This is a genomic window from Rhodoferax sp. GW822-FHT02A01 (genome assembly GCF_038784515.1).
GTDB lineage: Bacteria > Pseudomonadota > Gammaproteobacteria > Burkholderiales > Burkholderiaceae_C > Allorhodoferax.
Map to the genome: position 1 here is coordinate 4,570,743 of NZ_CP152376.1, position 17,592 is coordinate 4,588,334.

The 17,592-nt window shown below is 59.5% G+C and carries 15 protein-coding genes; 8 read left to right on the forward strand and 7 right to left on the reverse strand.

The window, feature by feature from the left end:
* Positions 1-10: 10 nt before the first annotated feature.
* The 3 genes from AAGF34_RS21680 to AAGF34_RS21690 form a co-directional block, all read right to left on the reverse strand.
* Positions 11-1,459 (reverse strand): aspartate aminotransferase family protein, encoded by a 1,449-nt coding sequence (locus AAGF34_RS21680; protein WP_342617783.1) that lies wholly within the window; start codon positions 1,457-1,459, stop codon positions 11-13.
* Positions 1,460-1,525: 66 nt separating this feature from the next.
* Positions 1,526-2,893, reverse strand: coding sequence for a glutamine synthetase family protein (locus AAGF34_RS21685; RefSeq protein ID WP_342617784.1), 1,368 nt, complete (start codon positions 2,891-2,893; stop codon positions 1,526-1,528).
* A gap of 39 nt (positions 2,894-2,932) precedes the next feature.
* The gene (locus AAGF34_RS21690; RefSeq protein ID WP_342617785.1) at positions 2,933-3,706 is read right to left on the reverse strand and encodes a gamma-glutamyl-gamma-aminobutyrate hydrolase family protein; all 774 of its coding nucleotides are present in this window, start codon (positions 3,704-3,706) and stop codon (positions 2,933-2,935) included.
* A gap of 112 nt (positions 3,707-3,818) precedes the next feature.
* Here AAGF34_RS21690 and AAGF34_RS21695 point away from each other — a divergent pair, with 112 nt between their 5' ends.
* A complete protein-coding gene (locus tag AAGF34_RS21695; protein ID WP_342617786.1) occupies positions 3,819-5,291 on the forward strand; it encodes a PLP-dependent aminotransferase family protein in 1,473 nt (490 codons plus the stop codon).
* Positions 5,292-5,306: 15 nt separating this feature from the next.
* Here AAGF34_RS21695 and AAGF34_RS21700 read toward each other — a convergent pair whose 3' ends face one another.
* Together AAGF34_RS21700 and speB are read right to left on the reverse strand one after the other, a co-directional pair.
* Entirely contained in the window at positions 5,307-6,608 is a 1,302-nt protein-coding gene (locus AAGF34_RS21700) for an FAD-binding oxidoreductase (protein WP_342617787.1), read from the reverse strand.
* A 41-nt stretch (positions 6,609-6,649) separates the two neighbouring features.
* The gene (speB, locus tag AAGF34_RS21705) at positions 6,650-7,573 is read right to left on the reverse strand and encodes an agmatinase (protein ID WP_342621154.1); all 924 of its coding nucleotides are present in this window, start codon (positions 7,571-7,573) and stop codon (positions 6,650-6,652) included.
* A gap of 125 nt (positions 7,574-7,698) precedes the next feature.
* Here speB and AAGF34_RS21710 point away from each other — a divergent pair, with 125 nt between their 5' ends.
* Entirely contained in the window at positions 7,699-8,649 is a 951-nt protein-coding gene (locus AAGF34_RS21710) for a DMT family transporter (protein ID WP_342621155.1), read from the forward strand.
* Positions 8,650-8,656: 7 nt separating this feature from the next.
* Here AAGF34_RS21710 and rraA read toward each other — a convergent pair whose 3' ends face one another.
* Positions 8,657-9,175, reverse strand: coding sequence for a ribonuclease E activity regulator RraA (gene rraA, locus AAGF34_RS21715; protein WP_342617788.1), 519 nt, complete (start codon positions 9,173-9,175; stop codon positions 8,657-8,659).
* Between the two features lie 176 nt (positions 9,176-9,351).
* On the opposite strand from rraA, the gene AAGF34_RS21720 reads away from it, so the two are divergent.
* From AAGF34_RS21720 to AAGF34_RS21745, 6 genes are all read left to right on the forward strand, one after another.
* On the forward strand, positions 9,352-9,807 hold the full coding sequence (locus tag AAGF34_RS21720) for an SWIB/MDM2 domain-containing protein (RefSeq protein ID WP_342617789.1): 456 nt from the start codon (positions 9,352-9,354) through the stop codon (positions 9,805-9,807).
* Between the two features lie 106 nt (positions 9,808-9,913).
* A complete protein-coding gene (locus AAGF34_RS21725; protein WP_342617790.1) occupies positions 9,914-10,924 on the forward strand; it encodes an ABC transporter permease subunit in 1,011 nt (336 codons plus the stop codon).
* A complete protein-coding gene (locus AAGF34_RS21730; RefSeq protein ID WP_342617791.1) occupies positions 10,921-11,823 on the forward strand; it encodes an ABC transporter permease subunit in 903 nt (300 codons plus the stop codon). Before AAGF34_RS21725 ends, AAGF34_RS21730 begins: the two co-directional genes overlap by 4 nt.
* 44 nt (positions 11,824-11,867) lie before the next feature.
* Entirely contained in the window at positions 11,868-12,863 is a 996-nt protein-coding gene (locus AAGF34_RS21735) for an ABC transporter ATP-binding protein (protein ID WP_342617792.1), read from the forward strand.
* On the forward strand, positions 12,860-13,843 hold the full coding sequence (locus AAGF34_RS21740) for a peptide ABC transporter ATP-binding protein (protein ID WP_342617793.1): 984 nt from the start codon (positions 12,860-12,862) through the stop codon (positions 13,841-13,843). Before AAGF34_RS21735 ends, AAGF34_RS21740 begins: the two co-directional genes overlap by 4 nt.
* 63 nt (positions 13,844-13,906) lie before the next feature.
* On the forward strand, positions 13,907-15,529 hold the full coding sequence (locus tag AAGF34_RS21745; protein WP_342617794.1) for an ABC transporter substrate-binding protein: 1,623 nt from the start codon (positions 13,907-13,909) through the stop codon (positions 15,527-15,529).
* A gap of 317 nt (positions 15,530-15,846) precedes the next feature.
* Here the strand turns inward: AAGF34_RS21745 and AAGF34_RS21750 are convergent, their stop codons facing one another.
* Complete coding sequence (locus AAGF34_RS21750; protein ID WP_342617795.1) at positions 15,847-17,523, reverse strand: formate--tetrahydrofolate ligase; 1,677 nt, start codon at positions 17,521-17,523, stop codon at positions 15,847-15,849.
* Positions 17,524-17,592 lie beyond the last annotated feature (69 nt).

Here is a 17,592-nt window from a genome sequence, read left to right on the forward strand (position 1 = left end):
CATGCAATCCCTATGCCAACCAACCATTTTTCTGTACGTCGGCATAAGTCAAATCAAGGCACTTCACTATCAAATCGATCAGTTCATCAATCTGAGCATGGGTCATGATCAACGGAGGGGCAATGATCATGCGGTCTCCAACGGCGCGCATGATCAATCCATTGGAGAAACAGTGTCCGCGGCACACCATGCCAACGCTTAAGTCACCGTTGAAACGCTCCATGGTTTTCTTGTTCTTGACCAGCAACAAACCCGCCGTAAATCCGCAGGTTTCCGCGCGCCCCACCAGCGGGTGATTGTTAAGTTCTGTAAAGCGCTTGGCCAGGTACGGGCCGATGTCGTCTTTCACACGACCCACTAGGTTCTCGCGCTCCATCAGCTCCAGATTGGCCAGAGCCACTGCACAAGCCACCGGATGGCCGCTGTAGGTATAGCCGTGGTTGAACTCCCCGCCCTTCTCTATCAACACAGAGGCAACACGGTTGCCGACCATCACACCGCCCAACGGGATGTAGCCGCTGGTCACGCCCTTGGCGAAAGTTACCAGGTCGGGTTTGTAGCCAAATTTTTCGTAGGCAAACCAGTGACCCAGACGACCAAATGCGCAAATCACCTCGTCGCTGATCAGCAGGATTCCGTATTTGTCGACGATGCGTTGAATCTCGGGCCAGTAGGTGGCGGGAGGAATGATGACGCCGCCAGCACCTTGCACCGGTTCACCAATAAACGCGGCGACCTTGTCCGCACCGATTTCAAGAATCTTGGCTTCCAGCCAACCCGCAGCACGCACACCGAAATCAGCCTCACTCTCGCCCGGCAAAACGTTTTCGAGATAGTACGGTTGCTCGATATGGGTGATGTTGGGGATTGGCAAATCGCCCTGCGCATGCATGCCACTCATGCCGCCCAGCGATGCGCCCGCCATCGTGCTGCCGTGGTAACCGTTGTGGCGTCCGATAATGACCTTGCGCTGCGGCTGTCCCATCAGATCCCAGTAACGACGCACCATGCGCACGTTGGTGTCATTGCTTTCACTGCCGCTGCTCGAATAGAACACATGGTTGAAGCTGCGATCTCCCACATCCGGAGCCAATGAGGCCAGCTTGGCGGCCAGCTTGGTAGCGGGCACGTTGGTGGTCTGGAAGAAGCTGTTGTAGTAAGGCAGCGTCATCATCTGCTGATAGGCCGCATCGGCCAATTCCTTGCGGCCGTAGCCCGCATTGACGCACCACAGACCGCTCATGCCATCGAGTACTTTTTTGCCCTCTGAATCCCAGACATAAATTCCGTCTGCATGGGTCATGACGCGCGAACCGCGCGTGGCCAGATCGCCATGGTCCGTAAACGAGTGAATGTAGTGGGCACTATCCAAAGCCTGAATGGCCTTGGTGTCCACCGCCTGTGCCTTGCTGACAATGGCCGGGGGTGCAATCACCGGCGCAAACGCGTTCTTGCTCATAAAAAATCCTCTCGATAGCGCGACCAGCGAACTGGTACGGGTTGGGTATGAATACAGGGTGCGGGATTAGACGTGCAACAACAGGTGTTCACGCTCCCACGGAGAAATCACCTTCATGAATTCATCGAATTCAAGTTCCTTGATTTCGGTGTAGACCGTCACGAACTCCTTGCCCAGCACTTCATGCAGGTCGGTTTCCTTACGTAGCCAGTCCAGCGCTTCACCCAGGCTGCGTGGCAACGAGTACGCCGACAAATAGGCATCTCCACGCATCTCGGCCTTGGGCTTGATCTTGTTCTTGATACCCAGGTAGCCGCAGGCCAGCGTCATGGCCATGGCCACATACGGATTGGCATCGGCGCCGATCACACGGTTCTCCACACGCCGCGCTGCAGGCGAAGAGATGGGTGAGCGGATGCCCACGGTGCGGTTGTCGTAACCCCACTCGATGTTGATCGGTGCGGCCGTGTTGCGTGAAAGGCGGCGATAGCTGTTCACATAGGGTGCGACCAGCACCATGGCTGCGGGAATGTAACGCTGCAAGCCACCGATGTAATGCATGAAGGTTTCCGACGGTGTGCCGTCGGAGTTGCTAAATACATTCTTGCCGCTGGCAACGTCCACCAGGCTCTGGTGCACGTGCATCGCGCTGCCCGGCTCACCTTCAATGGGTTTGGCCATGAAAGTGGCATACATGTCGTGACGCAGCGCAGCCTCACGCACCGTGCGCTTGAACAGGAAGACCTCATCAGCCAGGCCCAATGGTTGTGCATGGAAGAAGTTGATTTCCATCTGTCCTGCACCGACTTCGTGAATCAACGTATCCACGTTGAGTTCCATCTTGTCGCTGTAATCGTAGATTTCTTCAAACAGCGGATCGAACTCGTTCACCGCGTCAATGCTATAGGCCTGACGTGATGTTTCCGCACGGCCGCTACGACCAATGGGCGGCTTCAACAACGTGTTGGGATCCGTATTGCGCGCAGTCAGATAGAACTCCAGTTCGGGCGCCACGATGGGTTGCAGACCTTCTGCGGCAAACAGATCGCACACCCGACGCAGCACGCTGCGCGGAGCAAAGGGCACCAGATTGCCGGCATGGTCAAAGCAATCGTGAATCACTTGCGCCGTGGGGTCGACGGCCCAGGGCACGATGCGCACCGTGGACGGATCCGGACGCAGTTGCATGTCCTTGTCGGTGGGGTCAATCACATCGTAGTACGGTCCGCTTTCGGGGAATTCTCCGGTAACGCCCATGGCCACAATGGCTTGCGGCAGACGCATGCCGCGGTCTTCGGTGAACTTGGCGCGAGGCAGGATCTTGCCGCGAGCCACACCGGTCAAGTCGGGGACCAGGCATTCGACCTCCGTCACCCGGCGCTCATTGAGCCATTGCTCCAGATCATTGAAATTCATCGTCTTGTTATCACTCATCACTCACTCCTTGCTGCAGGGCAGCGTACTGAACCGTTGTCAGGCTCCCAGGCGTTGCACCTGCCGCGCACGGCACGCTTCGCCAAAGGCCTTGAATATTGCTGCGTAAAAAGGATTGTCTGAAGTCTTCCACTCCGGATGCCATTGCACCGCATAGGCAAAGGCGGGTGCGCCCTGCACTTCAAATGCTTCCACCAAGCCGTCGGGCGCGCGACCCAATGCACGCAATCCTTGTGCCAAACGGTCAATGCCTTGCCCGTGTACCGAATTCACCTGAGCCACGTCAGAACCGGCCCATCGCGCAAAGGTGGAACCAGCTTCCAGACGCACTTCGTGGCTGGGTGCGTACTGCAGTTCATAGCTGTCGTCAGGTGACTCGCGGTGGTCCATATGGCTTGGCAATTCATGGACCTTCTGGTGCAGCGTGCCGCCCAGCGCCACATTGATTTCCTGAAAGCCCCGGCAAATGCCCAATAGCGGAACCGCTTGCGCAACACAAGCCCTGACCAATGCCAGGGTCAAGCTGTCGCGTTGCTCGTCCAGCATGAGGCTGGGGTCGGACAGCGTCTTGCCAAAATGCTGCGGATGTACGTTGGATGGGGAGCCGGTCAGCATGACGCCATCCACCAATGCCAGCAGGGCATCGATCTGATCCGCATCGGCCAGCGGAAACAATACGGGCTGTGCATCCGCATTGCACTTGACGGCCCTGGCGTACTTGTCGCCCAGAACCAGAAATGGCATGGTGCGCTGGTCATTGCCAAGCAGGCGATGATCAGCAGGTAGCCAAACCAGTGGTAATGGCTTTTTCATGGTTGTCTCCGTTTTCTTGTGGCAATTGTGTTGCAGAATTGGACTCAATCCGGAGCCATTTAAAGTGGCTCCATGGTGCCATTTGAAACCCACTCCACTCTTGAGACGCAGCATGCTGTCAGAACTTCTACTCACCGAAATGGGGCGTTTGAGCCAACAGGACAACATGCCGCTGCATCGCCAGTTGTATGAGGCCATGCGCCGCGCCATCCTGGACGGCAAGCTGTCCGCGGGTGACCGCCTGCCCTCCAGCCGTGAACTCACGCAAGACCTGAAACTCTCGCGCAACACGGTGGTGGCCGCACTCAACCAGCTCGGCGTGGAAGGCTATCTGGTCAGCCGCGTCGGCAGCGGCACCTTCATCAACGACAACGTTCCCAAGGCGCAGGGCCGCACCAACCACGCCCGCACCTCTACGCGGCAAGCCCAACTATCCAAGCGGGGAATGGCTCTTTCCACCACCTTCTGCGCCACGCAGCTGGAGGTTCAGCCCTTTACGCCGGGAGTTGCGGATTTCAGCGCGTTTCCAGTAGCACTCTGGCAGCGCCTGCAGAACAAGCACTGGCGTATGACCTACCCGGAAATGCTGGACTACAGCTACACCGGTGGACACGCGCCACTGCGTCGCGCGGTGGCGGACTACCTGCGCGTGTTTCGCAGTGTGCCGCTGGATGTGGACCAAGTCATCATCACCAGCGGAACCCAGCAGTCCCTGGAGCTGTGCGCGCAGTTGCTGGGCGATCATGGTGACACCGTGTGGCTGGAAGATCCCGCCTATTGGGGTGCCATCAAGGCCTTCATGGCCACGGGGCTCAAACTCCATCCCGTGAAAGTGGATGTGCACGGCATGGCTCCCACTCCTGCTGATGAAAAACACCCGCCCCGCCTGATCTATACAACCCCATCGCACCAGTATCCGACTGGCGCCGTGATGAGCCTGCCGCGCCGCCAGCAGTTGTTGTCCATTGCCGCCACACACAACGCCTGGATTCTGGAGGACGACTACGACAGCGAGTTCCGCTTCAGCGGTCCGCCGTTGTCGTCACTGGCCGGACTGGACCAGGACCAACGTGTGCTCTACATGGGCTCGTTTTCCAAGGTGCTTTATCCGGGATTGAAGCTGGGCTATCTGGTGGTTCCGCAGCGGCTCGTCGGTGCCTTCAAGCAGGCGCACTACGACCTGAATCGCCCCGGGCAAATGCCGCTGCAGGCGGCCCTGGCCGAGTTCATTGAACTGGGCCACTTTGCCAGTGCCTTGCGCCGCGCCCGCCACAGCTATGCCGAGCGCCGCCAATGTCTACTGGAGGCGCTGCAGCCTTGCCTGGGTGAAAGGGCCCGCATCACTGGAGCCGAACAGGGCCTGCATTTGTGCCTGCGTCTGCCTGATAGCGTCGACGACAAGGCCCTGGCCCTGCGCATCGGCAGCCTGGGCCTGACTGTGCGGGCACTGAGCGCCTATTGCCTGCAGCGCACCGACGCCAAAGGTCTGGTCATCGGCTACGGCTACGCGCCACTGGCGAGCATTCACCGATACGGCCCGGTTTTGGCCAAGGCAATCCAGGCAGAACTGAAGCGTACTGCCTGACGCGCAAGATCAGCTCTAGAAAAGATCCTTGATCTGGTGATACGCCATGCCCAGGACCAAGCTGGGCTTGCGCAGCAGCGGTCCACCGGGAAATTTCTGGTGCCGCACCCGCGCAAACAAATCAAATTGCTCAGCCTGCCCAGCCACCGCGTCGGCCACCAGCTTGCCGGCAAGCCCAGTGAGCGTGACGCCATGGCCGCTGAAGCCTTGCAGGTAGTACAGGTTGTCCCCCAGGCGACCGAAGTCCGGCGCACGGTTCATGCTGATGTCTACAAAGCCGCCCCAGACGTATTCCACCGGCACATTGCGCAACTGGGGAAAGACCTGCCCCATGCGCTTGGCGATGACATGTGACAGGTTTGCGGGAGTGCGGGCCGAGTAGCTCACGCGACCGCCAAACAGCATGCGCCGGTCGGCACTGAAGCGGAAGTAGTCTAGCACGAAATTGTTGTCGCAGACCGCTGCGTTGTCCGGAATCAGTTGCTCACATTGCCCTACGGGTAGCGGCGCCGTACCAATGATGTAGGTCCCGACCGGCATGATGCGCGGTGTGATTTCGGGCGCCACTCGGGGGCCGTATTCGCCCAGCGTGCAATTGCCTGCCAGCACGCCAAACGAAGCCGTCACCGTGCCCCGGGTGGTCTTGGCCTTGAGTTTGATGCCACGCTGGATATCAACCACCGCCGAGCGCTCGAAAATGCGCACACCCAGGCTGCGTGCCGCGCGTGCCAACCCCAGTCCGTACTTCAGCGGATGCAGGTGGCCGGACTGACGCTCGAAGGCAGCCGCATGGTAGCGCGGGCTCTGGATGTAGCGCTGCACATCCGCTCCACGGACGAAGTCCGTCTTGAACGCGTAGTCCCGCTCCATGGCCTGCATGTCCTCTTCCAGCGCGCGCGCCTTGCGTGGAGAGTCGGCCACGTACAGGTATCCAGAAACCCGGTCACATTCGATCTGGAACTTGGCAATACGTGCATCCATCAGGTCCAGTGCCTGCACCGACATGTCCCAGATGCGCCGTGCATCCGCCTTGCCGAGTTGCGCTTCAAAAGGGTCCTGGCCGCTGGCATAGCCCACGATGGCTTGGCCACCGTTGCGCCCGGACGCGCCGCTACAGATGCGGTCCGCTTCGAGCACCACGACTTGGTAGCCGCGCTCGGCCAGTTCGATTGCTGCGGACAGTCCGGCAAAGCCAGCGCCTACCACCAGCACGTCAGCCTGCAAGTCACCACTCAGCGGCTCCGTGAGCGGCTCTCGCCGCACGCTGGCTTCATAGTAGCTTTTCTGGTTGAGTTGGGTGTCGGATTCCAGCAGCATGGTGTGTGTCTTTGCTTGAAGAGGACGAGTGAAAATGGGGCTCAAGCCCGGGAAGTCTTGGCTATCTGGCCGCACAGATAGGTCCAGATGAACTGCGCTGCCGCGTTGCTGGTGAGCTCGGCATGGTCGTAGGCGGGTGCCACTTCCACGCAGTCCATACCGACGAAGTTCAGCGGCGCGAGCTCTTCCAGAAATGTCATCACCTGCGAACTGGTCATGCCGCCTGGTTCGGGTGTACCTGTGCCGGGCGCGAAAGCGGGGTCCAGGCAGTCGATGTCCAGCGTGAGGTAGCAAGGTGTATTGCCGATGCGTGCCTTGATGGTTTCGATGATGCTGCCAAGCTGCGCACCGTCCTTGCCACGCAGATCGCGCGCGTTGTAGATCATGCCGCCTTGGTCCTTGACGTATTCACGTGCCGCACGTTCGCCACTGGAGCGGATGCCGATCTGCACCGTCTTGCTGCGTTCCACCAGACCTTCCTGGATGGCCTCATAGGTCCAGGTGCCATGTCCAGACGGTTCACCGAAATGGTTCACCCAGGTGTCGCAATGCGCGTCAAAGTGGATCAGCGCCACGGGGCCGTGCTGCTTCCTGAGGGCACGCAACAGCGGCAGGGTGACGGAATGGTCACCTCCGATAAACGCGCAATGGTGTACCCCCATCAGCACAGCAGCCTGCTGTTCGATGGCGCTACGCACCTCGGTAAGCGGCGAAGCATTGGGCAAACGCATGTCACCTGCGTCCCCAATATGCCCCAAGGGACTTACGTCAAACAGCGGATGGATGCCGTCACACAGCATCAGGGATGCCCGTCGGATTTCCTGAGGGCCGAAGCGCGCACCCGGCCGGTTGGTGACAGCTCCGTCAAATGGAATACCGCAGACAGCATAGGTCTGTTGCTGCAACGGTGGTGCAGCAAGAAAACGGTTGCTGTTATTGGCGTAGGCAAACTCTCCGATAGCCATGGATATCCCCGTGATGTATTGAACCAGGCCGGTAAGGTAACGCATGGCGCCGCCATAGCTGGGGCCAATTCCGGCGCGGGCTGACAAACCACTGAGCGCACCCGGTTGAGGTACGCTTGGCCGCCATGCCCCATCTGTCACCTCCCGCACAACGTCTGGCCGCCTATGGCTACCTGGCCCTGAGCATGGCGCTGGCTGGCAGCTATGTGGCGCTATCCAAGCCCTTGGTCGCCGCCCTGCCCGTCTTCCTGCTAGCCTGGCTGCGCTTTGGCATCGGTGGCATCGCCATGGCCGGCTGGCTGCGCAAACCAGCCGACGAGAAGCCGTTGTCCTGCGGCACCAAACAACTGTTGTTTCTGGAGTCGTTCTTCGGCAACTTTCTGTTTTCCATCTGCATGCTGTTTGGTGTCAGCATGACCAGCGCCGTGTCGGCAGGGGTCATCATGGCAACCATCCCCGCAGTCGTTGCGCTGATGAGCTGGCTCTTTCTGAAGGAAAAAATAGCCTTGCGCATCTGGGCCGCCATCGCTTGTGGCGCACTGGGGATTGGCTTGCTGGCCTGGAGCCAGCACGGCCACACACCGGGCCCCAGCACCAGCCCGTCCGACTCCGCCCGCGTATGGCTGGGCAACGCCCTGGTGCTGGGTGCGGTACTGTGCGAAGCCTTTTACGCCGTGATCGGCAAGAAGCTCACCGGGTCGGTGTCACCCAAACGCATCAGCGCCATCATCAACCTCTGCGGCTTTTTGCTGGTTTCTCCGCTGGGTATCTACACCGCGCTGCGATTTGACTTTGCCGCGGTGCAGCCCGCATCCTGGCTGCTGCTGGTCTTCTACGCGCTGGCCGCCAGCGTATGGACCGTGTGGCTGTGGATGTCCGGCTCCAGGCACGTACCCGCGTCCCACGCAGGCGTGTTCACCGTGCTGCTACCTGTCACCGCAGCTCTGGTGGGCGTGCTAGTTTTGGGCGAATCCTTGGGCGGCATGCAGGTGCTGGCCTTTGCCATCGCACTCCTGGGCGTACTGCTGGCCACACTGCCGGGGCGGCAGGCCGAGGCCGTGGAACCGCACCTTTGAGCCGGGCCTACAAGGCCTTGTCGCTGACCACGATGCCGTCAGCGTCGGCATACAACCAGTCGCCGGGCCTCACCCACACGCCCTGAATCTGCACGGGTACATTGCTTTGGCCTTCGTTGCGCTTTTCCGTGGGCAACGGAATGGGCGCCAAAGCCCGTATGCCTACAGCCTGGGTCGCCAGCTCGGCGCTATCGCGCACACAGCCGTCAATCACCACCCCGGCCCAACCATTGCGCGCCGCTGCGGCACCCAGATTGCCGCCCAGCAGTGCTCGCCGCAAGGAGGCCCCGCCATCGACAACCAGCACCTTACCTATGCGTCCCTGTGCCGTATCAATCCAGCCCTGCGCGTCCACTGCCGCCTTGACGAGGGTGTTGTCTTCGTGGCATTTCACTGTTTCCACAGGGCCGCAGAACTGCGTGACCTGCCCAAAGTCGCGAAAAACAGGGGGAAGAACGCGAAATGCGCCCGAGGAATCACTCTTGTGGACATCACAAAAATCACAGGTTGCAAACGATTGACTCATGCCGCGACACTCCTTTTTGCCTAAAAGTTCCATTCTCCAATGAAAAAAACAACATCCTCGAGTGAAAAAAGCATTTCTCCGCTTGGAAACAGCCTTTTTCTCCAGTAGCATCCGGCTACCGGTGAAGAAGCAGTTTTTCACTGGTGATTAATCAACTTCTAGAAGGACAATCAATCATGGCAACTGCAAAAAAACCGGCTGCAAAAAAAGCCGCTCCCGCAAAGAAGGCTGCACCCGCTAAAAAGGCGGCGCCAGCCAAGAAAGTAGCAGCCAAGGCCGCTGCACCAGCCAAGAAGGCTGCTCCTGCAAAGAAAGCTGCACCCGCCAAGAAGGCAGCAGCTCCTGCGAAGAAAGTCGCTGCAAAGAAGGCCCCCGCCAAGAAGCGCACCGTCAACGCTGCCTTCATGAAGGCCATGACTCCCAGCGCCGCTCTGGCCGCTGTGGTCGGTTCTGCAGCACTGCCCCGCACAGAAGTGGTGAGCAAGCTGTGGGCTTACATCAAGAAGAATGGCTTGCAAGACAAGGTCAACAAGCGCAACATCAACGCTGATAGCAAGCTGAAAGACATTTTCGGCAAGGCCCAGGTCACGATGTTTGAGTTGGCTGGTCTGATCGGCAAGCACCTCAAGTAAAGCGAAGGCCTTGCGCCAAATTGGAAAGGTCGGCATACGCCGGCCTTTTTTCGTTTGTGACCATTTGTGTATGCTCGCCGCCTGTTTCAACTAGAAGAGTCCATTCATGTTGCGCTTTGCACTAACCCGTCTGAGCCTGATCATTCCGACTTTTTTCGGCATGACGCTGCTGGCGTTTTTTCTGATCCGCCTGGTGCCGGGCGACCCGATTGAAACTCTTGCGGGCGAGCGCGGCATTGACGCAGCACGCCACGCACGGCTGCTGACCGAGTACGGTCTGGACCAGCCCGTGATCGTTCAATACGGCATCTACATCGGCAAGGTGCTGCATGGCGATCTGGGCAAATCCATCATCACCCAGGCGCCGGTACTCAGTGAGTTTGCTGCGCTGTTTCCGGCAACCATCGAACTGGCGCTGTGTGCCATCCTGTTTGCCCTCATCATCGGCATCCCTGCGGGGATTCTGGCCGCAGTCAAACGCAATTCCTTTCTGGACCAGGGTGTAATGGGCGTCTCGCTGGCGGGCTATTCCATGCCGATTTTCTGGTGGGGTCTGCTACTGATCTTGCTGTTCTCGGTGCAACTGGACCTCACGCCGGTATCGGGGCGCATTGCGGTGGAGTATTTTTTTGAACCGGTGACGGGCTTTCTGCTGATCGACTCTCTGTTATCGGACCAGGCCGGTGCCTTTGCGTCTGCGGTGTCGCACCTGATCCTGCCCACCATCGTGCTGGGTACCAATCCGCTGGCAGTGATTGCGCGCATGACCCGTTCAGCCATGCTGGAAGTGCTGGGCGAGGACTACATCCGCACGGCACGGGCCAAGGGCCTGTCCAACCTGCGCGTAGTGGCAGTTCATGCCCTGCGCAATGCGCTGATTCCCGTGATCACGGTGATCGGCTTGCAGGTAGGCGTTCTGTTCACCGGCGCCATCCTGACCGAGACCATCTTCTCCTGGCCTGGCGTGGGCAAGTGGCTGATCGAAGCCATCAGCCGCCGCGACTACCCCGTGTTGCAAGGCGGCATGCTGCTGCTGGGCATGGTGGTGATGGGCGTCAACCTGCTGGTGGACGTGACCTACGGCATCATCAATCCACGTATCCGGCATCAATCATGAGCAGCATGACTTCCACAAAATCCGATGCCATCGTGCAGCACGTCAGTCCACTGCGTGACTTCTGGCGTTCATTCACCGCCAACAAGGGTGCGGTTGGCGGCTTGGTGATTGTCTGCCTGGTGGTTCTGATGGCCGCACTGGCCAACCAGATCGCGCCCTACGCGCCTGACACGACTGACAACTCGGTCTTTCTGGTTCCTCCGGCCTGGAGCACCGGTGGTAGTTCTGCCCACCTGCTGGGCACCGACGCGATTGGCCGTGACATTCTTTCGCGGCTGATTTTTGGTGCACGGCTGTCGCTACTGATCGGTGTGGCTGTCGTGGTGATTTCCATCGTTACCGGCACGGTGCTGGGCCTGCTGGCAGGTTACATCCGCGGCGTTTTCGAAGTGGCCGTCATGCGCTTGATGGACATCATCCTGACGCTGCCGAGTCTGCTGCTGGCCATCGTGATCGTGGCCATTCTTGGACCTGGTCTGATCAACGCGATGCTGGCAGTGGCCATCGTGGTGCTGCCGCACTATGTGCGCATCACGCGTGCGGCGGTGATTGCCGAGGCTTCGCGCGACTACGTGACCGCAGCCCGCATGAGCGGCGCAAGCCATTGGCGTCTGATGTTCAGCGAGATCCTGCCCAATTGCACAGCACCCCTGATCGTGCAGGCTTCACTGGGCATCTCTGCGGCCATTCTGGATGCCGCGGCGCTGGGCTTTCTGGGCCTGGGAGCGCAGCCGCCATCGCCGGAGTGGGGCACCATGCTGGCTGACGCGCGCGAGTTTGTGCTGCGCGCCTGGTGGGTCGTGACCTTCCCCGGCCTGGCCATCCTGATCACCGTGCTGGCATTCAACCTGCTGGGTGATGGTTTGCGTGATGCGCTGGACCCCAAACTCAAACGTTGATGCATTCGTGAAATCCAAAGCTGCAACCCACACAGAACCACAACATGGCACTGCTTGAAATTGAAAACCTGACGGTGGAGTTTCCGTCACACAACGGCGTGATGCACGCAGTGGATGGCGTGAGCTTCCGTATCGAGCCCGGCGAGGTCCTGGGCATCGTCGGAGAGTCCGGCTCGGGCAAAAGCGTCACCATGATGGCCCTGATGGGCCTGGTGGGCTATCCGGGCCGCGTCAAGGCCGACGCCATGCGCTTTGATGGACATGATCTGTTGACCCTCACGGACCGCGAACGCCGGCGCATGACGGGCAAGGACCTGGCCATGATCTTCCAGGACCCCACCACCAGCCTCAACCCGTGCTTTACCGTGGGATTCCAATTGGCAGAGACACTCAAACTGCACATGGGCATGACACGCGCGCAGGCACGCACTCGTTCCATCGAACTGCTGGAGCAGGTTGGTATTCCCGCGCCCGAGAGCCGTCTCAATCTGTACCCCCACCAATTCTCAGGTGGCATGAGCCAACGGGTCATGATTGCCATGGCGATCGCCTGCAATCCCAAGTTGCTGATTGCCGATGAGCCCACCACAGCGCTGGACGTCACCATCCAGGCCCAAATCCTGGACCTGCTGCGCAATCTGCAAAAGGAACGCGGCATGGCCCTGGTGCTGATCACGCACAACATGGGCGTGGTCAGTGAGATGGCGCAACGGGTAGCCGTGATGTACGCCGGGCAATTGATGGAACAGCGCAGCGCCCAAGACCTGTTTGCCACACCCATGCATCCCTATACCGAAGCCCTGATGGCTTCCATGCCCGAGCGCAGCCACGGCAGCAGCCGTTTGACTACCATCCCCGGCATGGTGCCTGGTCTGTACGACCGCCCAGCCGGTTGCCTGTTCGGGCCCCGCTGCAACTACCACCGTGCCGAATGTGAGCAGCGGCCCGCCCTGCGGCAAACTCCACAAGGCGCAGTACGCTGCCACTTTCCCCTGGGCAGTGCAGCAGCAAAGGGGCTGATCGCGGAGGGCACGGTATGAGCGACAACGCAGTGGTCGTTGCCGACCAACTCAAACAGGTGTACCCCATCAGCAGAGGACCGTTGCGCGCGCCTGCACAACTGCAAGCGGTCAGTGGAGTTTCCTTCACGCTGCGAGCGGGCAAGACGCTGGCTGTGGTGGGCGAATCGGGCTGTGGCAAGTCCACGCTGGCCCGCATGGTTTCACTCATCGAAGCTCCATCGGAAGGCTCTCTTCAGCTAGGCGGCGTGGATGTTGTCAAAGCCACCGCGCAAGACAAGAAGACGCTGCGCCAGAAAGTGCAACTGGTTTTCCAGAACCCGTACGGTTCGCTCAATCCACGTAAGCGCATAGGCCAGATTCTCGAAGCGCCCTTGGAGATCAACACCGAGCTCACCGCGGAGATGCGCTCGCAGAAGGCCCATGCCATGCTGGCCAAGGTGGGGCTGCGTCCGGAACACTACGACCGCTACCCGCACATGTTCTCCGGCGGGCAACGCCAGCGCATTGCCATTGCGCGGGCATTGATGCTCAACCCTCTGGTGGTGGTGGCCGATGAGCCGGTATCGGCACTGGACGTCTCCATTCAGGCCCAGGTATTGAATCTGCTGGCAGACTTGCAGCAGGAACTGGGACTGGCTTATCTATTCATCTCGCACGATCTGGGCGTGGTGCGCCACATTGCCCACGATGTGCTGGTGATGTACCTGGGCAGCGTCGTCGAACAGGGCGAGAAAGAAGCCATCTTCAGCAAGCCGCTGCATCCCTACACCCAGGCACTGCTGGCTTCCACACCCGGTCTGGCCGGCAGTGGCCAGTCCCGCAAACGCATTGTGTTGACGGGTGAGTTGCCATCCCCACTCAATCCACCGAAGGGCTGCGTGTTCTCGACGCGTTGCCCGCACGCTACGCAGCAGTGCCATGCCGAGCGACCATTGCTGCAGGAGTTGAGCGGACGCAAAGTTGCCTGCTTTGAAGCTGAGAAATTGATGACAAACTGATCTGCGATTGACAAAACATCGTACGGGTAACGTAACATGCAATTTTTTTCTCGGAGGAAATCCATGAAACGTACCCTGGCGCATTTCAAAATGCACAAGACTGCGATGCTGGCCGCCATCGCCTTGCCCGCACTGCTGGCCGTAGGTGCCGCGTCTGCAAAGACCCTGGTCTACTGCTCTGAGGGCAGTCCGGAAAACTTCTCTCCCAGTATCAACACCACCGGCACTTCGTTTGACGTAACCGAACAGATCTACGACAACCTGGTCAACTTCGAGCGCGGCGGCACCAAGGTGATTCCCGGACTGGCTGAGAAATGGTCCATCTCCAAAGACGGCACCGAATACATCTTCAATCTGCGCAAGGGCGTGAAGTGGCAGAGCAACAAGAACTTCACTCCAACGCGCGACTTCAATGCCGACGACGCATTGTTCATGTTTGAGCGTCAGTGGAAAGAGAACGATCCTTACTTCAAGGTCACCAGTTCCAACCACTCCTACTTTGGCGACATGGGTATGCCATCGCTGCTGAAGTCGGTGGACAAGATTGACGAATACACCATCAAGGTCACGCTCAACGCTCCTGAGGCGCCCTTCCTGGCCAATCTTGCCATGCAGTTCGCCGGCGTGCAGTCCAAGGAATATGCCATTGCCATGCTCAAGGCTGGCACTCCCGAGAAGATCGACCAGGACCCACTGGGTACCGGCCCCTTCCAGCTGGTGCAATACCAGAAGGACGCCATCATCCGCTTCAAGGCGTTCCCCCAGTACTGGGCCGGCAAGGCCAAGATTGACGACCTGATTTTCGCCATCACACCAGACGCCTCGGTGCGCTGGGCCAAGCTGCAAAAGGGTGAATGCCATGTGCTGCCCTACCCCAACCCCGCCGACCTGGATGCCATGCGCAAAGACAGCAATGTCACCGTGCTGGAGCAACCCGGCCTGAACATCGGCTACCTGGCCTATAACACCACCAAGAAGCCTTTTGACGACGTGCGCGTGCGCAAGGCACTCAACATGGCCATGGACAAGAAGGCCATCGTGTCGGCCGTGTATCTGAGCACCGGTGTGGCCGCAACCAACCCGATTCCTCCTACCCAATGGTCGTACAACAAGGCGATCAAGGACGACGCCTACAACCCGGCTGAAGCCAAGAAGTTGCTGGCTGCTGCAGGCTACCCTGATGGCTTCACCACCGACCTGTGGGCCATGCCGGTACAACGCCCCTACAACCCCAATGCCAAGCGCATTGCCGAGCTGATGCAGGCTGACCTGGCCAAGATCGGCGTGAAGGCCGAAATCAAGAGCTTTGAATGGGGCGAATACCGCAAGCGCATGCAGAACGGTGAACACCAGATGGGCATGATGGGTTGGACCGGTGACAACGGAGACCCAGACAACTTCCTGAACACCTTGCTGGGCTGCGCCTCCGCCAAGAGCAATGGCTCCAATGTGGCCAAGTTCTGCTACAAGCCGTTTGACGATCTGGTGCTCAAGGCCAAGCAGGTGACCAACCCCGCCGAACGCACCAAGCTGTACGAAAAGGCCCAAGTGGTGTTCAAGGAGCAAGCTCCCTGGTTCACCATCGCCCACGCCGTGCAGATTGCACCGGTGCGCAAGGAAGTGGTGGACTTCAAGTTGAGCCCCTTCTCCAAGCACACCTTCTACGGTGTCGATATCAAGAAGTAACTTCTACTTCGCCCACGAAAAAGCCCGCTTCAACAGAGCGGGCTTTTTTTTGTTCGGCTTGGTCAATAATATGATCGAAATGTATCGCCCCTAGTCACCCTTGAATTGGAGAAGTCCTGGTGAACGTGATTGTTCCATCGCAGAATGCTGACGGATCGCTTGGCAACAGCGAAACGGCTGCAAGCGAGGCTGCATCTTCTCCCTGCATTGGCTCACAGTCCGTGATCATGGAAACGTCTGCAGAGCAGAGTTGGGCCGACTTTTGCAGAACGCTGCAACGGCCCGCCCTCCTGTTGGGTGACTTCGACCCGTTCGACTCAGAACAGCCCTGAAATCTTTCCATCGTCGTCCACGTCGATACGCATGGAGGACGGCTCCCTTGGCAAGCCCGGCATGGTCATGATGTCGCCGCAGATCATCACCACAAACTCGGCTCCGGCCGCCAGCCGCACTTCCCGGATATTCACGACGTGACCGCTGGGAGCCGCGCGTAGCTTGGGGTCGGTGGAAAACGAATACTGGGTCTTGGCCACGCACACTGGATAGTGACCATAGCCGTCATCCTGCAGCTTCTGGATGCGCGCGCGTATGGCCGCATCGGCATTGATGTCTGCAGCGCCATACACCTTGGTGGCAATCGCTTTCATCTTGTCCCACAAGGAGTCACTGTCCTCATAGACATAGCTCATGCGTGCTGTGCCCGCCTCTGCGATCTTCACCACCTTGCGCGCCAATTCCTCGGCGCCCTTGGAGCCATCGGCCCAATGCCTGGCCACCACCATGGGCACGCCCAACCGCTCCATGCTGGAGCGCAGCAGATCGATTTCTTCGGTCGTGTCCGAGGTAAAGTGATTGACCGACACCACACATGGCAGGCCGTAGTGGTTGCGCACGTTGCTCACGTGCCGCTCCAGATTGGCCATGCCTCGCTCCAAGGCTGCCAGATCGGGCACATTCAGGTTCTTGGCATCCACGCCGCCATGGTGCTTGAGCGCACGCACGGTTGCGACCACCACCACCGCATCCGGCCGCAGGCCCGACTTGCGGCACTTGATGTCGATGAACTTCTCTGCCCCCAGATCGGCGCCAAAGCCCGCCTCGGTCACCACATAGTCACCCAGCTTCAGGGCAGCGCGCGTGGCGGTAATGGTGTTGCAGCCGTGCGCAATGTTGGCGAATGGGCCGCCATGGATGATGGCTGGGTTGTTTTCCAGGGTCTGGACCAGGTTGGGCTTGATGGCATCCTTGAGCAATGCCGCCATGGCGCCGTGCGCCTGCAGATCGCGTGCGCGCACTGGCAGCTGTTCGCGCGTGTAACCTACGATGATGTTGCCCAGCCGCTCCTTCAAATCCCGGCGAGAGGTGGCCAGGCAGAAGATGGCCATGACCTCGGACGCCACCACGATGTCAAAACCATCTTCGCGCGGATAGCCATTGCCTGGGCCACCCAGCGACACCACGATGTTGCGCAAAGCCCGGTCGTTCATGTCCATCACACGGCGCCAGGTGATACGGCGCACATCGAGCCCCAAGGCATTTCCGTGGTGGATGTGGTTATCGAGCAATGCGGCAAGCAGGTTGTGCGCCAATGCGATGGCACTGAAGTCGCCGGTGAAGTGCAGATTGATGTCCTCCATGGGAACCACCTGCGCATAGCCACCGCCTGCGGCGCCGCCCTTCATGCCAAACACCGGCCCCAGCGACGGTTCGCGCAAGGCGATGACCGCCTTCTTGCCGATGCGGTTGAGCGCGTCGCCCAGTCCGACTGTGGTAGTGGTCTTGCCTTCGCCCGCGGGAGTCGGGCTGATGGCCGTCACCAGAATGAGTTTGCCGTCGGGGCCGGGATGCCGGTCCAGCCAGCCCAGATCAATCTTGGCCTTGTAGTGACCATAGGGCTCCAGCGCTTCGGCCGGAATGCCAAGCCGCTCCCTGGCCAGTTGTATGACGGGAACAAGGCTTGCAGCCTGCGCAATGTCGATGTCGGAAAGTGCCACGTTGTCTCCTGTTTTTATGGGTCATCAACCATAACGGGGAGGCTCCCGATTTGCAACTCTGGCACTGTG

Coding starts and splice junctions, on each gene's coding strand:
- AAGF34_RS21685 (WP_342617784.1), bottom strand. CDS start 2,893: ATGAGTGATAACAAGACGATGAATTTCAATGATCTGGAGCAATGGCTC.
- AAGF34_RS21740 (WP_342617793.1), top strand. CDS start 12,860: ATGAGCGACAACGCAGTGGTCGTTGCCGACCAACTCAAACAGGTGTAC.
- AAGF34_RS21720 (WP_342617789.1), top strand. CDS start 9,352: ATGGCAACTGCAAAAAAACCGGCTGCAAAAAAAGCCGCTCCCGCAAAG.
- AAGF34_RS21690 (WP_342617785.1), bottom strand. CDS start 3,706: ATGAAAAAGCCATTACCACTGGTTTGGCTACCTGCTGATCATCGCCTG.
- AAGF34_RS21710 (WP_342621155.1), top strand. CDS start 7,699: ATGCCCCATCTGTCACCTCCCGCACAACGTCTGGCCGCCTATGGCTAC.
- AAGF34_RS21695 (WP_342617786.1), top strand. CDS start 3,819: ATGCTGTCAGAACTTCTACTCACCGAAATGGGGCGTTTGAGCCAACAG.
- AAGF34_RS21745 (WP_342617794.1), top strand. CDS start 13,907: ATGAAACGTACCCTGGCGCATTTCAAAATGCACAAGACTGCGATGCTG.
- AAGF34_RS21735 (WP_342617792.1), top strand. CDS start 11,868: ATGGCACTGCTTGAAATTGAAAACCTGACGGTGGAGTTTCCGTCACAC.
- rraA (WP_342617788.1), bottom strand. CDS start 9,175: ATGAGTCAATCGTTTGCAACCTGTGATTTTTGTGATGTCCACAAGAGT.
- AAGF34_RS21725 (WP_342617790.1), top strand. CDS start 9,914: ATGTTGCGCTTTGCACTAACCCGTCTGAGCCTGATCATTCCGACTTTT.
- AAGF34_RS21680 (WP_342617783.1), bottom strand. CDS start 1,459: ATGAGCAAGAACGCGTTTGCGCCGGTGATTGCACCCCCGGCCATTGTC.
- AAGF34_RS21730 (WP_342617791.1), top strand. CDS start 10,921: ATGAGCAGCATGACTTCCACAAAATCCGATGCCATCGTGCAGCACGTC.
- AAGF34_RS21700 (WP_342617787.1), bottom strand. CDS start 6,608: ATGCTGCTGGAATCCGACACCCAACTCAACCAGAAAAGCTACTATGAA.
- speB (WP_342621154.1), bottom strand. CDS start 7,573: ATGGCTATCGGAGAGTTTGCCTACGCCAATAACAGCAACCGTTTTCTT.